Annotated in this window: 20 protein-coding genes; 15 read left to right on the top strand and 5 right to left on the bottom strand. The window is 44.8% G+C overall.

Annotated elements, in window-relative coordinates; genetic code table 11:
• Positions 1 to 54 precede the first annotated feature (54 nt).
• Positions 55 to 489 (bottom strand): Rrf2 family transcriptional regulator, encoded by a 435-nt coding sequence (locus MHB63_04895; protein MEK3805931.1) that lies wholly within the window; start codon positions 487 to 489, stop codon positions 55 to 57.
• Positions 490 to 674: 185 nt separating this feature from the next.
• Here MHB63_04895 and hmpA point away from each other — a divergent pair, with 185 nt between their 5' ends.
• The 10 genes from hmpA to MHB63_04845 all read left to right on the top strand — a co-directional run bounded on the left by hmpA (position 675) and on the right by MHB63_04845 (position 10,705).
• Positions 675 to 1,886, top strand: a complete 1,212-nt coding sequence (hmpA, locus tag MHB63_04890; protein MEK3805930.1) for an NO-inducible flavohemoprotein — start codon at positions 675 to 677, stop codon at positions 1,884 to 1,886.
• A gap of 212 nt (positions 1,887 to 2,098) precedes the next feature.
• Positions 2,099 to 3,301 carry an MFS transporter gene (locus MHB63_04885; protein ID MEK3805929.1) on the top strand — a complete coding sequence of 401 codons (1,203 nt, stop codon included), beginning with the start codon at positions 2,099 to 2,101 and terminating at the stop codon, positions 3,299 to 3,301.
• Between the two features lie 767 nt (positions 3,302 to 4,068).
• On the top strand, positions 4,069 to 5,478 hold the full coding sequence (locus MHB63_04880) for a SpoVR family protein (protein ID MEK3805928.1): 1,410 nt from the start codon (positions 4,069 to 4,071) through the stop codon (positions 5,476 to 5,478).
• Positions 5,479 to 5,589: 111 nt separating this feature from the next.
• Positions 5,590 to 6,039 carry a MarR family winged helix-turn-helix transcriptional regulator gene (locus tag MHB63_04875; GenBank protein ID MEK3805927.1) on the top strand — a complete coding sequence of 150 codons (450 nt, stop codon included), beginning with the start codon at positions 5,590 to 5,592 and terminating at the stop codon, positions 6,037 to 6,039.
• Between the two features lie 63 nt (positions 6,040 to 6,102).
• Positions 6,103 to 7,446, top strand: coding sequence for an FAD-dependent oxidoreductase (locus tag MHB63_04870; protein ID MEK3805926.1), 1,344 nt, complete (start codon positions 6,103 to 6,105; stop codon positions 7,444 to 7,446).
• A gap of 146 nt (positions 7,447 to 7,592) precedes the next feature.
• Entirely contained in the window at positions 7,593 to 7,940 is a 348-nt protein-coding gene (locus MHB63_04865) for a metalloregulator ArsR/SmtB family transcription factor (protein ID MEK3805925.1), read from the top strand.
• A 15-nt stretch (positions 7,941 to 7,955) separates the two neighbouring features.
• Positions 7,956 to 9,251, top strand: coding sequence for an arsenic transporter (locus tag MHB63_04860; GenBank protein ID MEK3805924.1), 1,296 nt, complete (start codon positions 7,956 to 7,958; stop codon positions 9,249 to 9,251).
• Positions 9,252 to 9,287: 36 nt separating this feature from the next.
• Positions 9,288 to 9,707 (top strand): arsenate reductase (thioredoxin), encoded by a 420-nt coding sequence (gene arsC, locus MHB63_04855; protein MEK3805923.1) that lies wholly within the window; start codon positions 9,288 to 9,290, stop codon positions 9,705 to 9,707.
• Positions 9,708 to 9,738: 31 nt separating this feature from the next.
• Positions 9,739 to 10,167, top strand: a complete 429-nt coding sequence (locus tag MHB63_04850; GenBank protein ID MEK3805922.1) for a dual specificity protein phosphatase family protein — start codon at positions 9,739 to 9,741, stop codon at positions 10,165 to 10,167.
• Positions 10,168 to 10,219: 52 nt separating this feature from the next.
• Positions 10,220 to 10,705, top strand: coding sequence for an N-acetyltransferase family protein (locus MHB63_04845; protein ID MEK3805921.1), 486 nt, complete (start codon positions 10,220 to 10,222; stop codon positions 10,703 to 10,705).
• Positions 10,706 to 10,728: 23 nt separating this feature from the next.
• On the opposite strand, the gene MHB63_04840 is transcribed toward MHB63_04845, so the two are convergent.
• From MHB63_04840 to crcB (MHB63_04830), 3 genes are read right to left on the bottom strand one after another with little or no spacing between them, the layout of a single operon-like run.
• Positions 10,729 to 11,814 carry a M42 family metallopeptidase gene (locus MHB63_04840; protein MEK3805920.1) on the bottom strand — a complete coding sequence of 362 codons (1,086 nt, stop codon included), beginning with the start codon at positions 11,812 to 11,814 and terminating at the stop codon, positions 10,729 to 10,731.
• A gap of 38 nt (positions 11,815 to 11,852) precedes the next feature.
• On the bottom strand, positions 11,853 to 12,206 hold the full coding sequence (gene crcB, locus MHB63_04835; GenBank protein MEK3805919.1) for a fluoride efflux transporter CrcB: 354 nt from the start codon (positions 12,204 to 12,206) through the stop codon (positions 11,853 to 11,855).
• Positions 12,203 to 12,598, bottom strand: coding sequence for a fluoride efflux transporter CrcB (gene crcB / locus MHB63_04830; GenBank protein MEK3805918.1), 396 nt, complete (start codon positions 12,596 to 12,598; stop codon positions 12,203 to 12,205). Before crcB (MHB63_04830) ends, crcB (MHB63_04835) begins: the two co-directional genes overlap by 4 nt.
• A 417-nt stretch (positions 12,599 to 13,015) precedes the next feature.
• On the opposite strand from crcB (MHB63_04830), the gene MHB63_04825 reads away from it, so the two are divergent.
• From MHB63_04825 to MHB63_04810, 4 genes are all read left to right on the top strand, one after another.
• The gene (locus MHB63_04825) at positions 13,016 to 13,690 is read left to right on the top strand and encodes a response regulator transcription factor (protein ID MEK3805917.1); all 675 of its coding nucleotides are present in this window, start codon (positions 13,016 to 13,018) and stop codon (positions 13,688 to 13,690) included.
• A gap of 3 nt (positions 13,691 to 13,693) precedes the next feature.
• A complete protein-coding gene (locus MHB63_04820) occupies positions 13,694 to 15,091 on the top strand; it encodes a HAMP domain-containing sensor histidine kinase (protein MEK3805916.1) in 1,398 nt (465 codons plus the stop codon).
• A gap of 73 nt (positions 15,092 to 15,164) precedes the next feature.
• Complete coding sequence (locus MHB63_04815) at positions 15,165 to 15,320, top strand: lmo0937 family membrane protein (GenBank protein ID MEK3805915.1); 156 nt, start codon at positions 15,165 to 15,167, stop codon at positions 15,318 to 15,320.
• Positions 15,321 to 15,634: 314 nt separating this feature from the next.
• A complete protein-coding gene (locus MHB63_04810) occupies positions 15,635 to 17,281 on the top strand; it encodes a ribonuclease J (protein MEK3805914.1) in 1,647 nt (548 codons plus the stop codon).
• Positions 17,282 to 17,302: 21 nt separating this feature from the next.
• On the opposite strand, the gene MHB63_04805 is transcribed toward MHB63_04810, so the two are convergent.
• Positions 17,303 to 18,592: an MFS transporter gene (locus tag MHB63_04805; protein ID MEK3805913.1), complete on the bottom strand. Its 1,290-nt coding sequence runs from the start codon at positions 18,590 to 18,592 to the stop codon at positions 17,303 to 17,305.
• Positions 18,593 to 18,868: 276 nt separating this feature from the next.
• Between MHB63_04805 and MHB63_04800 the strand changes: the two genes are divergently transcribed.
• Positions 18,869 to 19,786: a proline dehydrogenase family protein gene (locus MHB63_04800; GenBank protein MEK3805912.1), complete on the top strand. Its 918-nt coding sequence runs from the start codon at positions 18,869 to 18,871 to the stop codon at positions 19,784 to 19,786.
• Positions 19,787 to 19,794 lie beyond the last annotated feature (8 nt).

The following is a 19,794-nucleotide window of genomic DNA, read 5'->3' as shown; positions in this document are numbered from 1 at the left end:
TAACAAAATGGGAACGATTTTTGGACAAAAGAAAAAACCGCCAATAGGCAGTTTTCATTGCTTCAGTAATTGTGAAAGCATCGATTTATTTTGAACAAGGTCAGCAAGTGTATAGCTGTCAAGCACTTCAAGGTATGCTTTTAAAGCTTTATGCAGGACACCCTTCAGCTTGCATGCGGGTGAGATGGCACACATATTGCGCTCAGGATCAAAGCATTCCACAAGGTTAAAGTCATCCTCTGTCTGCCTGACAATCGCGCCAATGTTGATTTCTTCGGGATTTAATGCAAGCCGGATGCCGCCGCCGCGGCCTCTGACTGTCTCAACCACCTTCATTTTGCCAAGCTCATATGTGACCTTCATCAAATGATTTTTCGAAATGTGATATGCGTCAGCGATTTCTTTTATATTGGACAGTTCTCCCTTTTCTTTAGAGGCAAGATAAATCAGCACCCTCAGAGAGTAATCTGTATAATTGGTCAGCCTCATGTTTCATCGCCCCACTGCAAGAAGTACGTTTATCTTACCACAACAGTATGCCCTTTAATAAAAGAAAGGCTCATTTGTGACAGATCCGTTAAAGATGTATTTTAGATATTGCTTTAAATGGGAAGCGGGAGTACTATAAAGATGTATTTGAAATACTACTTTAAATGAAAAGGGGAGCATCTCTAATGCTTACTCAAAAAACCATTGAAATTATTCAATCTACTGTGCCTGTTTTAAAGGAAAAAGGGGTAGACATTACAACACGTTTTTACAGCAATTTATTCAGAGATTATCCGGAACTATTGAATATCTTTAACCATGCGAATCAAAAAAAGGGCCGCCAGCAGACGGCTCTTGCAAACACCGTCTATGCAGCGGCTCTGCATATTCACCAGCTGCACATGATTCTGCCGGCAGTTGAACAGATTGCCCACAAGCACCGCAGTCTTGGCGTAAAAGAAGAACATTATCCAATTGTAGGGGAGTATTTGCTCGGGGCGATAAAAGAAGTTTTGGGAGATGCAGCAACACCTGAAATTCTTGAAGCATGGGGTGAAGCATACGGCGTGATTGCCGGCGTCTTTATCAATGCGGAAAAAAATCTCTACAACAATGCTGTATGGGAAGGCTTCCAGCCGTTTACCGTTGCACGGATTGAAAAAGAAAGCGATGCGGTTACATCTTTTTACCTTGAAAACAAGGAGATAAAACCACAATTTAAACCGGGTCAATATAGTACAGTAAGAGTCAAAATACCTGGAGAAACGTATACGATGAACAGGCAGTACAGCCTTTCAGGGGGACCTGAAATGCCTTATCTCAGAATCTCGGTCAAGCGCGAAGAAAAGGGACTGGAATCAGGAAAAGTATCAAACTACCTACACAGTCAAATGAATGTCGGAGATACGCTTGAAATCAGCGCTCCGGCTGGTGATTTTACTCTCAATGAAGCAGCCGAAACGCCAGTTACACTAATCAGCGGCGGAGTCGGCGTAACACCTTTCATGAGCATGCTTGCGTCGCTTGCTGCAAAGCAGCGTGACCGTGAGATGACCTTTATTCACGCCACTCAGAACAGCGGAACACATGCATTTAAATCTGCAGTGGCGGCTCTCTGCTCGAATATGCCAAACAGCAGGGTCTATACGATTTACAGCAATCCGCTGAACGAAGACTGCACAGAACAGAACTTCTTTAAAGAAGGACAGATCGAGAAGAAGGATCTGGAGCAAATGCTTCAAACGAAAAATGGAGATTTCTATGTTTGCGGTCCGGTCGGATTTATGAAGTGCGTCATCGACATGCTTGCTGAGCTTGGCATAAAAGAAGACCAGATTCACTCTGAGTTTTTCGGGCCTGCTGTTGATATGAAGAGTCTTCCTGAAACAGTCTCCTAAATTCATCAATTGTTTAAAATGACATAAAAATGTTGATAGTAAACCGGGAGAAAGTCAACAAGACTTTCTCCCGGTTTTTTCTGTGATGCAAAACAGTACGAGGCGGGGGTGCTTTCCATTGACAATGGGGCAGCAAACAATTTAACATAGTTAAGTATTTGCTGAAATAAAGCTTACAACATTCGTTAACTATAGAAAGCGGGGCTGTCATTTTGTCTGCAGAACAAAAAAAGAAAATGTTTATTTTGATGGTCAACATGTTTATTGCGATCGGCAGCTTTGGGATTATTATTCCGATTCTGCCTGCGTATCTTGAATCAATCAACCAGGGCGGCACGGCCGCAGGTTTGATGATTGCAATCTTTGCCGGCGCTCAGCTCGTTTTTTCTCCGATAGCAGGGAAATGGGCAGATCAGTACGGAAGAAGAAAAATGATTATTTACGGGTTAGTAGGACTGACATTATCGATGTTTGTTTTTTATGCCGTTGATTCGATCTGGTGGCTCTACGCTTCCCGTGTCATCGGCGGAGTTGGTGCGGCTCTGCTTGTTCCTGCCATTTTTGCCTATGTGGCGGACATCACGACGATGGACCAGCGTGCAAAAGGGAACAGCTTTGTTTCTGCCGCGATGTCACTTGGGATTGTCATCGGACCCGGCATCGGAGGATTTCTTGCGGATTTCGGGCTGAAAATGCCGTTCCTGATCTCTGCGATTGTATCTTTGGGAGCCGTTATTTTCTCGATTGTGCTGCTTGAAGACAGTGAATCAAAAATGACGACAGCTGCGATGATGCCTCAGGACAATGAATCCATGGCGCGAAAAATGGTGCGCTCGGTTAAAATGCCTTACTTTGTGCCCCTTATCATTACGCTTGTCATGAGCTTTGGCCTCATGGCGTACGAATCGGTGCTTGGCCTGTTTGTGGACAATCAGTTTGGCGCGACTCCGCAGGAGATTGCGCTGATGATTACATCAACCGGGATTATCAGTGTCATTGTCCAGCTGTTTGTTGTAGACCGTGTTGTCAGACGATTCGGTGAGGGAATGGTGCTCAATATCTTCCTTGCGGTTGCAGCTGCAGGATTCCTGCTTTCACTGTTTGCAACGAGCTATGTCCTGTTCTTTGGAATTACGCTGCTTATCTTCCTGGCAACTTCGATCCTGCGCCCCGTGCTCAACACCCTGATTTCCAAAATGGCCGGAAATGAACAGGGCTTTGCAATGGGCATGAACAATGCCTATATGAGCATTGGAAACGTGCTTGGACCGACGATTGCAGGCATGCTGTATGATGTCCAGATTCTGTATCCATTTGTTCTCGGACTAGTCTTCCTCGTTGTCACACTGGTGATGACAATGATCTGGCAGAAGCGGTCATTGAAGAAGGAAATGGTTGTTAAAACTGAACACTAATGAGAAAACATGAATCCTGACGGGGTTCATGTTTTTTTGTTGGTCTTTTTTAGATTCCCTTAGTCTTTATTACCCCGCTATACCGCAAAACGGTTTGGGAGGGTAAGCAAGTGAGCGAATCGTACCCTGCCAGATCGAAAAACAGTTTTGGAGGGTAAGCAAGTGAGCGAATCGTACCCAGCCAGATCGAAAAACAGTTTTGGAGGGTAAGCAAGTGAGCGAATCGTACCCAGCCAGATCGAAAAACAGTTTTGGAGGGTAAGCAAAGCTGTGAATCGTACCCCGTCAGAACGAAAAACAGTTTTAGAGGGTAAGAAAAGCAGCGAATCGTACCCAGCCAGATCGAAAAACAGTTTTGGAGGGTAAGCAAGTGAGCGATTCGTACCCTGCCAGATCGAAAAACGGTTTGGAAGGGTAAGCAAGTGAGCGAATCGTACCCTGCCAGATCGAAAAACAGTTTTGGAGGGTAAGCAAGTGAGCGAATCGTACCCTGCCAGAATGAAAAACAGTTTCGGAGGGTAAGAAAAGCAGGGAATCTTACCCTCCCAGATCGAAAAACAGTTTCGGAGGGTAAGCAAGTGAGCGAATCGTACCCTGCCAGATCGAAAAACAGTTTCGGAGGGTAAGCAAACGCCATAGTGTACCCTAAAATCATGGCGCAGCCTTGCACAATTCACCCTAAGAAAAAGGACCCGAACGCAATGTCTGTTCATGTTTTTCCCTTCCCGCTCATACATTGTCTTAAAGACGAGATAGGGGGAAAACGTGTGAACGAAGCCTACCGGAAATCACTGGAATATGCGATTGCGGAGATTACGGAAATTGCGGATGGATTTGGGCTCGATTATTATCCGATGCGGTACGAAATTTGTCCTGCTGATATTATTTATACATTTGGCGCTTATGGAATGCCGACCCGTTTTTCACATTGGAGCTTTGGCAAGCAGTTTTTCAAGATGAAACTTCACTATGATCTGGGACTGAGCAAGATTTACGAGCTTGTCATCAACTCGGATCCCTGCTATGCGTTTTTGCTGGATACGAATTCGCTCATCCAAAATAAACTGATCGTTGCGCACGTTCTGGCCCACTGCGATTTTTTCAAAAACAACAGCCGTTTTCAAAACACAAAGCGGGATATGGTTGAGAGCATGGCTGCTACGGCCGACAGAATTAAGCAGTATGAAATTGAGCATGGCAGAGCCGAGGTTGAAAAATTTCTTGATGCGGTGCTTGCGATTCAGGAGCACATTGATCCTTCGCTTATGCGTCCAAAGCTGTCCTGGACGATGGAGGATATAGAGGAAGAGGATGTGAAAAAAGCATCACCTTATGATGATCTTTGGGGGCTGGATCAAAAGGACAAACCTAACCCTGAGCGGGGCAAGAAAAAGAAAAAATTTCCGCCGGCACCTGAGAAAGATATTCTTCTCTTTATTGAGGAGTACAGCCGTGACCTCGAAGACTGGCAGCGTGATATTTTGACGATGATGCGTGAAGAAATGCTTTATTTCTGGCCGCAGCTTGAAACGAAGATTATGAACGAGGGCTGGGCATCCTTTTGGCATCAGCGGATCTTGAGAGAACTTGACCTTTCCACAGAAGAATCCATCGAGTATGCCAAGCTCAACGCGGGCGTTGTCCAGCCGTCAAAGACAGGAATCAACCCTTATTACCTCGGTCTCAAAATCTTTGAGGATATTGAGGAACGGTACAATAATCCGACAAAGGAAATGATCAGACGCGGAGCAGAACCGAACTCCGGCAGGGAGAAAATGTTTGAGGTGCGCGAGGTCGAATCAGATCTTTCGTTTATCCGGAACTATTTAACGAAGGATCTTGTTACCCGTGAAGATATGTATCTTTTCCAGAAGCAGGGGAGAGATTACAAGGTTGTCGACAAAGAATGGGAGCATGTCCGCGATCAACTGATCAATATGAGAGTAAACGGAGGATTCCCGTATATTACGGTTAATGACGGCGATTACCTCAAAAACAATGAGCTGTACTTGAAGCATTGGTTTGAAGACATTGAGCTTGATCTGAAATACCTGGAAAAAGTGCTGCCGTACATTCACCAGCTTTGGGGCCGCGCGGTTCATATGGAATCCGTGCTTGAAGGAAAGCCGGTACTGTTCACGTATGACGGAAAGGCGATTCACAGGAAATATCTATAAGTGCAGGGACTGGCTGAAAAGACTAAGCGTCATGCAGGCCAGTCTTTTTTTAAGAAAATACTTGCACTTTACAAGTGATGAGTGTATAAATAAAGTATGAGGTGAGAAAAAATGGAAAACACACGTGAATTGTTTCAAATCATGACCCGCCGTTTCGGGCTGCTAAACAAGAATTGCTGTACAGCAGGAGGAACTGAGATTTCTTTAATACAAAGCCATATCCTTTATGAAGTTGATAAGATGAACCGACCGTCTATGCAGGAAGCGGCCGAAGTGCTTGCCACGGATATCACAACGTTCAGCAGGCAGGTCCAGTCATTGATAAAGCTGAATTTGCTGAAAAAAACCCCTCATCCTGATGACCGCAGAGTTCATATCTTGTCACTGACAACAGAGGGCAAGTATGTTGCAACAACGATTGACCAGCAGATGAATGCCTATTTGAACGAGGTTTTTTCACATATGAATGAGTTTGAAAAAGAAACGGTTATCCGCTCGATTAAGCTTTTGAATGAAGCAATGGCGAAGTCCAGCGTATGCTGCACCACTCCTTTGGGGTGATTTCTTCCGTTTAAAACTTGCATAATGCAAGTTTTTGATAAAAATAGTTCAGGAGGGTTTTAAATGAAACTTGATGTAAAAGTGAACACATGCTGCAATACCCCGGAAAAAGCGCCAATTACCAAGGAGAAGAAATTGCCCGTTGCGATCATAGGAGGAGGACCCGTCGGCCTTGCAGCTGCTGCACATCTGGCCAAACGGGGAGAATCCTTTTTCCTGCTGGAAGCAGGGGAGGCGGGGGCAAACGTATTGTCCTGGGGTCATGTGAGATTATTTTCTCCGTGGCGCTATAACATTGATAAGGCCGCTGTCGCACTTCTTAAAAAGCATAACTGGCAGGAGCCTGAACTGGATACACTGCCTTTTGGAAAAGAGCTTGTTGATCTATATCTGTCGCCGCTGTCGAACCTTCCGGAAATAAAACCTTTTCTCCACACGAAAACAAAGGTTTTATCCGTCGGGAAAAAAGAGATCGATAAGATGAAAAGTGCTGGCAGGGAAAACGTGTCGTTTGTCATCTATGCAGAGAGGGAGGGAAATCTTCAAATATTTGAAGCAAAAGCAGTAATTGATGCCACAGGAACATGGGGAAATCCAAATCCTGCTGCTTCAAGCGGCATCTGGCACAGCGAAGAGAGGGCATTGAGCGGTCACATCTATTACGGAATCCCTGATATTGCAGGAAAAGAAAAAGAGCGTTATGCAAAGAAGCGGACAGCTGTTATCGGAGGGGGACACTCTGCAGTCAATGCGCTTCTTGAACTGGCAGAACTTAAGGAATCGCATCCTGAAACGGACATCGTCTGGGTGATGCGCAAGCAGAAAGCGGAAGATGCATACGGCGGAGAAGAGAAGGACGCGTTTGCTGCAAGAGGGGCTTTGGGAAGCAGGGTTCATCAGCTTGTCGATGCCGGAGTAATCGCAGTCCAAACACCGTTTTTCATCCAATCTATGAAAAAGTCGGATCATGGAATTGACATAATCGGAACGCAATCTGGAGAAACAAAACAACTTGCAGACTTTGAAGAAATCATAGTCAATGCAGGAAGCAGACCGGACCTCAGCATCATCAGCGAGCTGCGGACATCCATTGATTCTGCAACAGAAAGCGTTTCCGCTTTATCCCCGTTAATCGATCCTAACGTGCACAGCTGCGGAACCGTCCGGCCGCACGGTGAAAAAGAACTGCGCCAGCCGGAAAAGAATTTTTATATAGTCGGTGTCAAAAGCTATGGGCGCGCTCCCACCTTCTTAATGGCAACAGGGTATGAACAGGTCCGTTCAGTAGTTGCACACCTGTGCGGGGACTATGCTGCAGCAGAAAAAGTGGAACTCGATCTTCCTGAAACCGGGGTGTGCAGTGTGAATTTCTCAAAAAACAGCAAGACAGAATCCTGGTGTTCTTAAATTGAAACCTGATGGAGCTTGGACTTAAATCCAAGCTTACTTTAATTAGAATGGAAATCATACATTCACAAACTTTTTACATATAAGCTATTTATTATATAAGTATTTTATTATATAATGATTTTCGACATGGAGGTGTTGGTAAGTTGGAAGTAACTTCAACGCTTGATATTGAACGAGTTTCTCACATACTGAAGCTTCTCGGAGACAAAACACGTCTGACAATGATGAAGCTGCTTGAGAGAAATGACTGCTGTGTCTGCGAATTCACAGCTATTTTTAAGACAAGCCAGCCGGCAATCAGCCAGCATGTAAGAAAGCTTCGGGATGCAGGTTTAGTAAAGGAAAATCGGAAAGGGCAATGGATCTTCTATTCCATAAATAAGGAGAGCGAAGTATATCCTTTTGTAAAAGGTTTACTTGAACATCTGCCTGAGCAAAATAAGTTAATAACAGAATTAGAAACACAGGGATTGCGTATTACCTGTGAATAGAGAGGGGAAGAAAGATTGACTTCAGTACTTTTAGCTTCCAGTATTTTTCTTTTAACTCTCATCTTGGTGATCTGGCAGCCGAAAGGTCTTTCCATAGGGTGGTCAGCCTGCGGAGGAGCTTTAGCTGCATTGTTGGTTGGAGTAGTTGATTTTGGTGACGTTATTGACGTTACATCGATTGTCTGGAATGCAACTTTGGCATTTATCGCAATTATTATCATCTCTCTGATTTTAGATGAGATTGGATTTTTTGAATGGTCTGCTCTTCATATGGCAAGAGCAGCGCGGGGGAACGGCCTCCGGATGTTTATTTATGTATCCATTTTAGGTGCGCTTGTGGCGGCGTTTTTTGCTAACGACGGCGCAGCACTTATCTTGACACCTATTGTTCTGGCAATGGTGCGTAATTTGAATTTTAATGAAAAAATGGTATTTCCGTTCATCATGGCGAGCGGATTTATCGCAGATACGACGTCACTGCCGCTAGTTGTCAGCAACCTGGTGAACATCGTGTCTGCAGATTACTTTGATATCGGATTTATCGAATATGCTTCACGAATGATTGTTCCGAACTTCTTTGCTTTAGGAGCTAGTATTCTTGTCCTGTACTTGTACTTCCGCAAAAGCATACCGGCAAATTATGATCTGGCCGATTTGAAAACACCTAAAGCTGCCATTAAAGACGAGAAAATGTTCCGTCTTTCCTGGTTCGTACTCGGAGTACTGCTGATTGGATATTTTATCAGTGAATTCCTTCATATTCCTGTATCCTTTGTTGCCGGTGTTGTCGCTGTTTTCTTCCTGGTAATGGCCAGAAGAAGCCCGGCTGTGCATACGAAAAAGGTATTAAAGGGAGCTCCGTGGGCGATTGTATTCTTCTCAATTGGGATGTATGTCGTTGTGTACGGCCTTCGGAATGCAGGATTAACAGCCGTTCTGGCTGATGTCATTCAGGCGGCGGCTGATCAGGGTCTGTTTGCCGCAACCATCTCAATGGGCTTTATTGCAGCCATCCTGTCTTCTGTCATGAACAATATGCCGACGGTCATGATTGATGCACTTGCCATCGCTGATACAAATACATCAGGCACCCTGAGAGAAGCGTTAATCTATGCCAATGTGATCGGTTCTGATTTAGGACCTAAAATTACTCCGATCGGTTCCCTTGCAACCCTTTTATGGCTCCATGTATTGAGCTTAAAGGGCGTCAAAATATCCTGGGGCACCTATTTTAAAACAGGAATCATTTTAACCATTCCAACCTTGTTTATCACACTTGTCGGCCTCTATTTATGGCTGCTGATTATATAAAAAATACGAATACTCATTTAAAAGGAGACTGCACCTATGTCTAAAAAAACAATCTACTTCTTATGTACTGGAAATTCATGCAGAAGCCAAATGGCTGAAGGCTGGGCAAAAAAGCATCTTGGTGAGGACTGGATCGTAAAAAGCGCAGGGCTTGAAGCACACGGACTTAACCCTAACGCTGTAAAAGCGATGAAAGAAGCAGGAGTCGATATTTCAAATCAAACTTCTGATGTCATCGATCCTGAAATCCTTAACAATGCAGATCTAGTTGTTACTCTATGCGGGCATGCGGCTGACCACTGCCCTGTAACGCCTCCTCACATTAAACGTGTTCACTGGGGATTTGACGACCCTGCTAAAGCAGAAGGCACAGACGAAGAGAAATGGGCATTCTTCCAGCGTGTACGTGATGAGATCAGTGAGCGCATCGAGCGTTTTGCGAAGACTGGTGAATAACTGGTGAATAATTGAAAGCAGGTGTTTGGGAATGCAACCCAAAAACTATCATGAGCTAATTAAAAACCGTATTTATATAGGAGGCGCTGCGGACGCACCTGCAGCTGCTGAAAACGAAAAGACAGATATTGTTTTTGACTTGAGGTCAGATTCGGATAATCCAGATAGCGGATATAATCGAATTCACAGCCCTATTACAGACAACCAAGAACAACAGGATGAATCAGTAAAAAGTTCAATTGATCAGGTTGTCAGTGCTTTTCATGACGGGAAAAAGATCTACTTTCATTGCGGGGGCGGCAGCAACCGCACCGGCACCGTGGCAATTGGTACACTCCTTTCACTAAACATGGCTTCCACTATTGAAGAAGCAGAGCAAAAAGCGAAAGAAATCCGCCCGAAAATCCAGGTTAAGCCTGAAATGAAAGAAACGTTAAAAAGACTGTATCCAAATGCATAAAGCAGAATAGGTCTCAGAGATGAGGCCTTTTTTGTATGAAGGGGGGAGTTTCATGTACGAGATATTAAAGTTAGCCGATCTTCACTGGAATCAGGTGAAAGAAATTTATCTTGAAGGTATTGCGACCGGTAACGCCACTTTTGAAACGAATGCTCCATCTTGGGAGGACTGGGATAGCAGCCACACTAAAGAATGCCGACTTGTTGCTGAGCATGGCGGAGTTGTTTTGGGATGGGCGGCATTGAGTCCTGTATCCGGAAGATGCGTTTATGCAGGGGTGGCAGATGTGAGCATCTATATAGCTGGTGCTCATAAAGGAAAGGGAATTGGAACAGCTCTGCTGCGTTCAATCATAGATCTCAGTGAACAGGAAGGATTCTGGACCTTGCAGGCAGGAATTTTCCCGGAAAATACTTCAAGCTTAAAGCTTCATGAAAAAGCGGGATTCAGAAGAATCGGTGTAAGGGAGAAAATCGGAAAGATGAATGGCGTTTGGAGAGATGTGGTGTTTTTGGAAAGACGGAGCGGCAAATTGTAAAAAGAGAGCCTCGGCTCTCTTTTTTAATGCAGATTTCCATCGATTTCAGTCAGCTGTCTGACCGTTTTTTCATCCAGCTGTTTAATGACCTGATAAAGCAGTTCAGCGGCATGGTCGAGGTCATCTCTGTGAACAACGGATACGTGGCTGTGAATATATCTCGCTGGAACACTTACAACCACAGTAGGAACACCTTCATATCCGAGATGGAACTTCCCGCCGTCGGTTCCGCCTCCGGGCATAATATCGACTTGATAAGGAATGCCATTTTTACCTGCAATGTCTGTTACAAAGTTTCTTAGCTTCAGATGGGGAATCATGCTGGCATCGAAAAAGCCGATCAGCGGTCCTTTTCCAAGCTCTGTATGCCCTTCATCTTTCATCCCCGGTGTGTCTCCTGCGACACCAACATCAAGAGCAAACGAGATATCAGGCTTTACTGTATTGACGAGTGTTTGAGCGCCTCTGAGCCCTACTTCTTCCTGGACGGTGGCTCCGGCATATAAGATATTTGGATGCTTTTTATCCGCAGCCGCTTTTTCAAGGGTTTTAAGCGCCACATAACACCCGGCGCGGTTATCCCAGTTGCGGGCAAGCAGGAGCTTTTGGTTTGGAAACACTTCGAATGGGCAGATTGTCGAAATGGGATCGCCGACCTGAACGCCAAAGCTTTCCGCTTCTTCCTTGCTTGAGGCGCCAATATCAATAAACATATTTTTGGTCTCAAGGACGTTTTTCCGTTCTTCAATCGTCAGAACATGCGGAGCTTTTGAACCAATGACCCCTGTGAGGTCCCCTTTTTTTGTCATGACTTTTACACGCTGTGCAAGCATGACATGTCCCCACCAGCCGCCGAGTGTCTGAAACTTCAGGAACCCGTCCTTGGTTATGGCTTTCACCATTAGTCCGACTTCATCCATGTGCCCGGCAATCAGAATCTTCGGCCCTTTTTTGCCGGTAACTCCTGTAATGCTCCCCAGTTTGTCTTTGATTAAATCAGGGGTGAAGGCCTTGATTTTTTCTTCAAGGACCTTGTGAATTCTCGCTTCAAATCCCGAAGGACCTTCGGGATCAGTCAACTCTTTTAACAGCTGAAGATCTTTATCCATTGTACATCCCTCCAGTAGGTAGGATGCCTTTCTTGCCATTAGCTCATACCAATCATGATGCCGGCAAAGGCTGATAAAAGTCCTCCTGTATAGCTGATGAAAAGGTAGGCAATGAGAAGACGGTGTTTTTCTTTTTCTCTGAGCTGGATGTTCTCGAGCTTGAACGTGGAAAATGTCGTGAAAGCTCCCATAAATCCGATGCCAAGGAAAGAATACAGTCCTTCTGACAGGCCATATCCTGTCATCAGGCCCAGGAGAAAGGAGCCGGCAAGATTCACAGTCAATGTGCCGATTGGAAAACCTGTTTTGCTTTTGCTGTTCATCCAGGAGCTTAAAAGAAAGCGGGCTATAGCACCGAGGCATCCTCCTGCAGCAATCAATAGCAGGTTCATAGCACGGACTCTCCTTTCCTTTTAAAAGAGCGTCCCAGGGAGTATCCGTACCACGCGAGGAACAGCCCCCCGAAAAGGCTGAGCAGCACATATAAAAAGGCCAGCGCAAACATGCCGTCTTTCATCAGCAGCACCGTTTCAACGCTGAAGGTGGAAAAGGTAGTAAAAGAGCCGACAACTCCGGTGCCAAGACCCGCGAGAATATGGGGATGAAAGACTTTCAGTTTGACGATGCTGTTTGTAAACCATCCCAGAACAAAGCAGCCAATCAGATTGGCAAGAAGCGTGCCGAGCGGGAAGCCCCCGCTGTACCAGGTATGAGTAAGCAGTCCGAGCCCGTATCTGAGGAGGCTGCCGGCAACTCCCCCTGCGCCTATAAGCAGATAATTCATTGTAGTAGTCCCCTCAATTTCTTTATAAACTTTTGCGGGCAGAAAAGAAGTGTCAGCTGATGTAATAACCCTTATTTTAAAATCCGTCTTCATTCTTTACAAGCTGTTCATTGATTACGTGAAGAAAATGGTGCCCTATAATTCGGTACTCAGCGAATATAGGGCATTAAAAAGCGTACATGATACCCTATAAACCGGTACTCCGGAAATACGGGTTACCAAAACCCAAAAATGCTGCCTTATAAACCGACACACCGGGAATATAGGGCATCAAAATTGCAAAATGATACCCTTTAAACTGACACTCAATAAATACAGGGCACCAAAACCCAAAATAGCAAAAACCTCATAAAAATTTCACATCCTTCAGGTAAAATAGGAGGTAATATATAGACAGGCAAAAGCGAGGTAATTCTTATGAGCACAACAACGGTGATGGTACTTGATGATGAAGAAGCAATGCGGTCTCTGATCAGAACGTTCCTGGTTCAGGAAGGCTACAGGGTGATTGAAGCGGCAAATGGTTCAGAGGCTCTTGATCTTTTGAAAAGAGAGGTTCCGGATCTGATTATTGCGGATGTTATGATGCCGTATATGGACGGGTTTTCTTTTGCAGGGGAATTAAAAAAGGCGTATGAGATTCCGCTTATTTTCCTGTCGGCAAAAGGGGAAGAGTGGGATAAGATTCAGGGCCTGAAACTTGGCGGGGATGATTATATCGTGAAGCCGTTTCACCCAGGAGAACTGCTTGCGAGAGTGGAATCTGTTCTCAGAAGAGCAAGGCAGAGCACTTCTGCAGGCAGCCGGGCAGCAGTGGGCCCGCTTGTTCTGGATGCTCTCTCTTATAAGGCGATGATTGGAAGCGAAACGCTTTCGCTAACACTTAAAGAGTTTGAGCTTTTGTCGATTCTCGCCAGAAATAAAGGAACGGTCTTTACCAGGGAACAGCTTCTTGAATCGGTATGGGGCTCCAATTACATTGGTACAGGCAGAACGGTGGATACTCATATCAAAACATTAAGGCTTAAATTAAAAGACCATGCGCATCTTATACAGACCGCATGGGGCGTGGGCTATAAATTTGAGGTGTAAGGATTGATTAAGCGATTAAATTTAAGTCAGAAAGTGCTTATGCTGATTGGTGCCTGCATTCTTTTCAGCATTGTTTTTTCTTTTTTCTTTCTGCATTTTTTGTATAAGGAGCTTTATTTCAACAGTGTGAAAGAGTCTGTGATCTATCAGGGAGAGAGAACGGCAGCACATTATCACTCCGGGACGCTGAGTGAAGAAATTATTGAAAAGATTCACTGGTACAATATGGTTTCTGAATATGAAATTATTGTTCTTGACGAGATTGAAGATCTCTCATCATACTTTCCGTACGAAGTTAATCATCAGGCTCTTATAACCCGGTCAGACAGAAAAAGGCTGGAGAATGAAGAGTTTATTGTAAAAGATGGGTATGTAGAAGAGTTCGGCAGGGAAATCATTGGAGCCGTTTTCCCTGTTGCCGGAAAAAGCGGCACAGAAAGCTATATTTATATATATGTGCCTCTGGCTGATCTTCAGGAAGTGTTTGAGGGGAGCATTCCGATTCTTTTGCTTGCAGGTTCCATGTTTTTTATGATTTTGTTTCTTGCTGTCAATCAGATTCGGCGTTCCCTGTTTCAGCCGCTTCAGGAAATCCGGCTTTTTTCAAAGGAAGTGTCCAGAGGGAATTATTCCAACCGGCTCCAGATTTCAAAGCGGGATGAAATCGGAGAGCTGGCAAGAGCGTTTAATTCGATGAGCGAATCTCTTGAGAAGCAGGAGGCGCGCAAAAAAGAATTCCTTGCGAATATTGTTCACGAGCTTAGAACGCCTCTTACTTATATTGGAGGGTACAGCCAGGCGCTGTCCCATCAGATGTACAAATCTCCTGAGGAAGCAGAGCACTACGTAAAGACGATTGAGAGGGAAACGAACCGGGTCAACAAGATGATTCATGACCTGATAGACCTGGACGTCCTCCAGGAGAGTATGTATACCTTAAAGACAGAGCCGATCGCCATTGCGCAGCTGTTTTTGGATACGTTTGCTTTGTTTGAAATCAGGCTCCACGAAAAAAATCTTCAGACGAAGCTTCATTTGCATGAGGATCTTGTTATCATGGGCGATCCGAAACGGATTCAGCAGGTGTTCTACAATCTGATTGACAATGCGATAAAGTACGCAGAAGAAGGAAGTGTGATCCAAATTTCTTTCTCAGAAGAGAAGAACCGATTTCATTTCCGCATTCATAACATTGGCAGCGAGCTTTCGGAACAGGACCTCGCTCATATCGGAGAGCGGTTCTTCCGGACGGATAAAGCACGCAGCCGCCTGACAGGAGGAACAGGACTTGGACTTTCTATTGTAAAGGAAATTGTCAGGCTCCATGAAGGCGAACTCAGAATTGAAAGTGACGCTTCATCAGGCACTGCGGTAACCGTTATTCTGCCAAGCCTCCTGTAAAAAAAGGACCAGTTTATTTCTGAAGAATTAAGGGAAACTACTTTGTAACTAAACGAGAAAGTAGGAACCCGCTATGTTATGGACGATTATTGGACTTTTAATCTTATTTTGGATTCTCGGGCTTGTTTTTAAAGTTGCAGGAGGAATTATCCACATCCTTTTAGTTCTTGCCTTGATTGTGTTTTTGTACAACTTCTTTATGAAAAGAAAAGGCAGGGCACGGGGATAAGTGGGAGAGACCGAAAGAAAGCGAAAGCTGACTTCGGTCTTTTTTTTATGCTCTATAAATTCTAAAAAATTTTAAGACTGTTGATGATGTTGCAAAGTTATCTTCGGCAAGCGGAAGCGCCTAGATCCTCTGTCAGAACATATCCGGCAAAAAAGGCGGGACCCGAAATTTTTTGTGCCGGATTCTTACCTGTCTATCGGATCTGACCAAGGCGCTTGCGCTTTTGTTCGTAATGTTGTGATACAATGGAAAGATAGTTCACTATGTGAAGAAACGATACTAAGATAAGCAATCAGCTTGCTGGGAGACTAAACATGACTAAAGAAAAAAACGTAAAAATCATACCGCTTGGCGGGATGGGCGAAATCGGAAAGAACATGTATGTGGTTGAGTATGGCGGAGAAATCGTCATTGTTGATGCTGGTGTTAAGTTTCCGGATGAAGAATTAAGGGGCGTTGATTACATCATTCCTGATTACTCGTATCTTGTGAAGAATGCCGGAAGAGTAAAAGGCCTGTTCATTACTCATGGACATGAAGATCATATCGGCGGAGTGCCGTTTTTGTTGAAAAAATTAAATGTGCCGGTCTATGCCGGGGGACTGGCTATGGGCTTTATCAGGAACAAGCTCGAAGAACATGGGCTGCTGAGAGAAGCAGAACTGCACGACATTACGGAAGATAGCTTGATTGAACTTGGTGAATTGAATGTGTCCTTTTTCCGGACGACGCACAGTATCCCTGATTCATTCGGAGTTGTGATTCACACACCGCAGGGGAACGTGGTTCATACGGGTGACTTTAAATTTGATTTAACTCCGGCCGGTCCGGAGCAGGACTTGTCTAAGATTGCAAAAGTCGGGCAGGACGGGGTTCTCTGTCTTTTATCTGACAGCACCAACAGCGAAATTCCGGGGTTCTCTGTTTCTGAGAAGAAAATCGGCCAGAATATTTTGAACGTTGTCAGAAAGCAGTCGGGACGAATTATCGTCGCTCTGTTTGCATCAAACGTGTTCCGTCTTCAGCAGGTGATTCAGGCATCTGTCGCATGCGGAAGAAAGGTTGCCTACACAGGGAGAAGCATGGAAAGAGCGATCGGCATCGGCCTTGAGCTTGGATATATTGATGCTCCAAAGGGCACGTTTATTGACCCTAATGAAATCAGTGCCTATAAAAACAGCGAGCTGACCATTCTGTGCACGGGAAGCCAGGGAGAGCCCTTTGCTGCCCTTTCACGAATTGCAGAAGGAAAGCACCGCCATATCCATATTGAAGAAGGTGACACGATAATCTTCTCATCTTCTCCAATTCCGGGGAATGTCCTCAGCGTGAACCGCATCGTCAACAAACTGATGAAAGCGGGAGCGGATGTCATTGATAACAAGCTTTATGACATTCATACATCAGGACACGGCGGCCAGGAAGAGCTGAAGTTGATGCTTAAGCTTCTAAAACCGAAATTCCTGGTGCCGATCCACGGGGAGTACCGCATGCAGAAGATGCACCAGACACTTGCCCTGGACTGCTTTGTGCCGGAAGAAAACATCTTTATTCTCGACAATGGACAAGTTCTCAATGTGTCAAAAGAAAAAGCTTACCAGGCAGGCAGAGTGCCGGCGCGGTCTGTTTATGTGGACGGCCACGGAATCGGTGACGTCGGAACCTCTCTGCTTGGCGAACGGAAGCAGCTGGCAGACAGCGGAATCTTATCGATTCTTCTTTTCAAAGAAGGAGAGGAAATCATCCGCAAGCCGCAGATCATTTCGAGAGGCTTTGTCTATTTGAGAGAATCAAGCAGCTTTATGGGAGAAATTGAAACGAGGGCAGCAGCTCTTGTTGATCAGCATCCAACAGATGATATTGAACGGAAATTAAGTTCGGCTATTTCTGATTTCATCTACAAAAAATTGAAGAGGTCTCCAATTGTCGTGACGAAAGTCATTGATGTGACAAGGGGATAATGAAAAAAGCTCTGACATGTTTCAGAGCTTTTTGCTTTTAACAGAAATCTGTTCAATATCGCCGAGCACGACGGTATAAAAAATCAAGCCAATGACGAGCACGGCTGCCGCAATGATGAAAGCAAGATCAAATGACCCTGTTGCGTCAACTATGTATCCGGTCAAAAATGTCGCTATGATCCCTCCGAAAAGGTTGTTCGCAAAATTGACCATTGAACTCAGGATGGCTGTTGTGCCGGGCGGTGCAAGCTTTGCTGCAATGGTCCAGCCGATTGGAGCTGTTGCAGATATGCCCGCAAGGCCGATGGAAATAAAAATCATCGACAGGACGGGGCTTGATGTAAAGATGGATCCGATAAAGATAAGGCCAACAAGCAGTCCTGTCGAAATGATGTTTTTATATACTCTGTGAGGAGAATATCCTTTCTTAATCAGGCTGTCGACAAGCCATCCTCCAGCCAGAATACCTGATAGAGCGGCAATCAGCCACGGAATGGCTGTGTAAAGAGCGGAAGACAGCAAATCCAGCTGAAACTGCTCCTTAAAAAACGTCGGCAGCCACAGAAGCAGCAGGTTGAAGGTATAACCGTACCCGGTAAAACCGATCATCAGCCCCCAGGCCTTTCTGTTTGTAAAAAACGTTTTAAGGACAAGTGCCGCTTTGTAAGAAGGAAGGTCTGCGGAATCTTCATACATATGAATGTAGTTGATTTCTTCTTTGGATATGCTCTTGTGAGTGTCCGGCTCGTCGTAATACTTCCAGAAGACAAAGGTAAACAGCACGTTAATGGCCCCGATTGCCAAAAAAGCTGTTTTCCAGTCATAAAGGGTAATCAAAATCGCTACAAGAGGCCCGCCGATTACATTTGAAAGCTTGGCAGAAGAATCAAACAGGGCAGTGGCAAGTCCTCTCTCATGAAAAGGAAACCAGCTGGCTGTAGCTTTTGCGGCGGCAGGGAAGGCGGATGCGCTGGTGATGCCTGTGAAAAAACGGATGATATATAAAAGAAGAGTGCCTTGAATAAAGACAAGGCTGATTGTCAAAAACGTCCAGATGACCATGCCTGTCCTTGTCACCCAGCTGACTCCCCATCTGTCGAGCATACTGCCGATCGGAAGCTGCATAAGGGTGTAGGCATAGTTATACACCGTAAAAACAAGTCCCATTTCAAAGGCGCTCAGCGAAAAGGCTTTCTGAAGTTCAGGAGCAGCGGCAGCAAGGGCAACCCTGTCAAAATAGTTCAATATGATGAACGTGCTGAGAAGCGCGGATATTGTCCACCTTGTATTTTTTCCGGCGGGACGGGCCATTTCCCTTTCATTGCTCAACTCTCGCACCTGCCTCTCAAAAAGGAATCTTTGTTTATGTTTTCCTCTTTTTTGCAGCATCATTCCGTCACTAAAAACTGGCAAAGAAGAGTGCGGAGCTTCTGGTGAAATTAGGTAATAAACCCATTCATCTGCCTGTATTTGTCTAAAACCAACAAATAAAGCGCTTGAATATTGTTTTTTTAGAACGTTGTGAAAATTGTCGACAGGACGTAAGATGAGGGTGTAGAACAACTTTTATGAGGGGGTGCATGTAAAGTGGAAGCGATTACAAGAGACTTTTTCCTCTTCTTATCAAAGAACCATTTACTTAACAATATAGCTAAAAAGCGCGGAGGCAGTTTTGCAGCCGGCAAGATTATCGGAGGAACTGATTTTAAAAGTTCCATAAAGTTCATCAGGCAGCTGAATGACAGCGGTTTGTCTGTAACAGTTGATCATCTGGGCGAATTTGTAGATTCGGAAGCCGTTACACGCGAGCGGACGGCAGAATGCATTGAAACCATTGAAATGATCAGCAGAGAGAAGCTTGATTCTCAGGTGTCGCTGAAAATGACATCGCTCGGTCTTGATATCGACCGGAAGCTTGTTATTGAAAACATGACAAAGATTCTGGATACGGCAGAAAGACACGGCGTCATGGTCACCATTGACATGGAGGATGAGGTGCGCTGCCAGGCAACTCTTGATATCTTTAAAGAGTTTAAAGCGAAATACAGCTGCATAAGCACGGTGCTGCAGGCATACCTGTACCGCACAGAAAGAGATTTAAGCGACCTGGCTGACTATCAGCCGTTTCTCCGTCTTGTAAAAGGCGCATATAAAGAATCACCGGAAGTAGCGTTTCCTGAAAAGAAAGATGTAGATGAAAACTACAAAAAGCTGATCGAACAAAGCCTGCTTAACGGCAACTATACAGCCATCGCATCACATGACGATCAAATCATTGAATATACAAAGATGCTGGCTAAGAAGCACAACATCCCTAATTCAAAATTCGAGTTTCAAATGCTTTACGGCATGAGAAGCAAAACGCAGCTTGACCTTGTGAAGCAGGGTTATAAGATGCGCGTTTACGTTCCATACGGTCTTGACTGGTATGGCTACTTCATGAGAAGACTTGCCGAAAGACCTTCAAATATCGCATTTGCATTTAAAGGTATGGTAAAAAGCTAACCAATTTT

This window comes from Bacillus sp. FSL H8-0547, from assembly GCA_038002745.1.
GTDB lineage: Bacteria > Bacillota > Bacilli > Bacillales > Bacillaceae > Bacillus_P.
The sequence above is the reverse complement of the archived record's forward strand: the minus strand, read 5'-3'. Positions and strand labels throughout refer to the sequence as shown.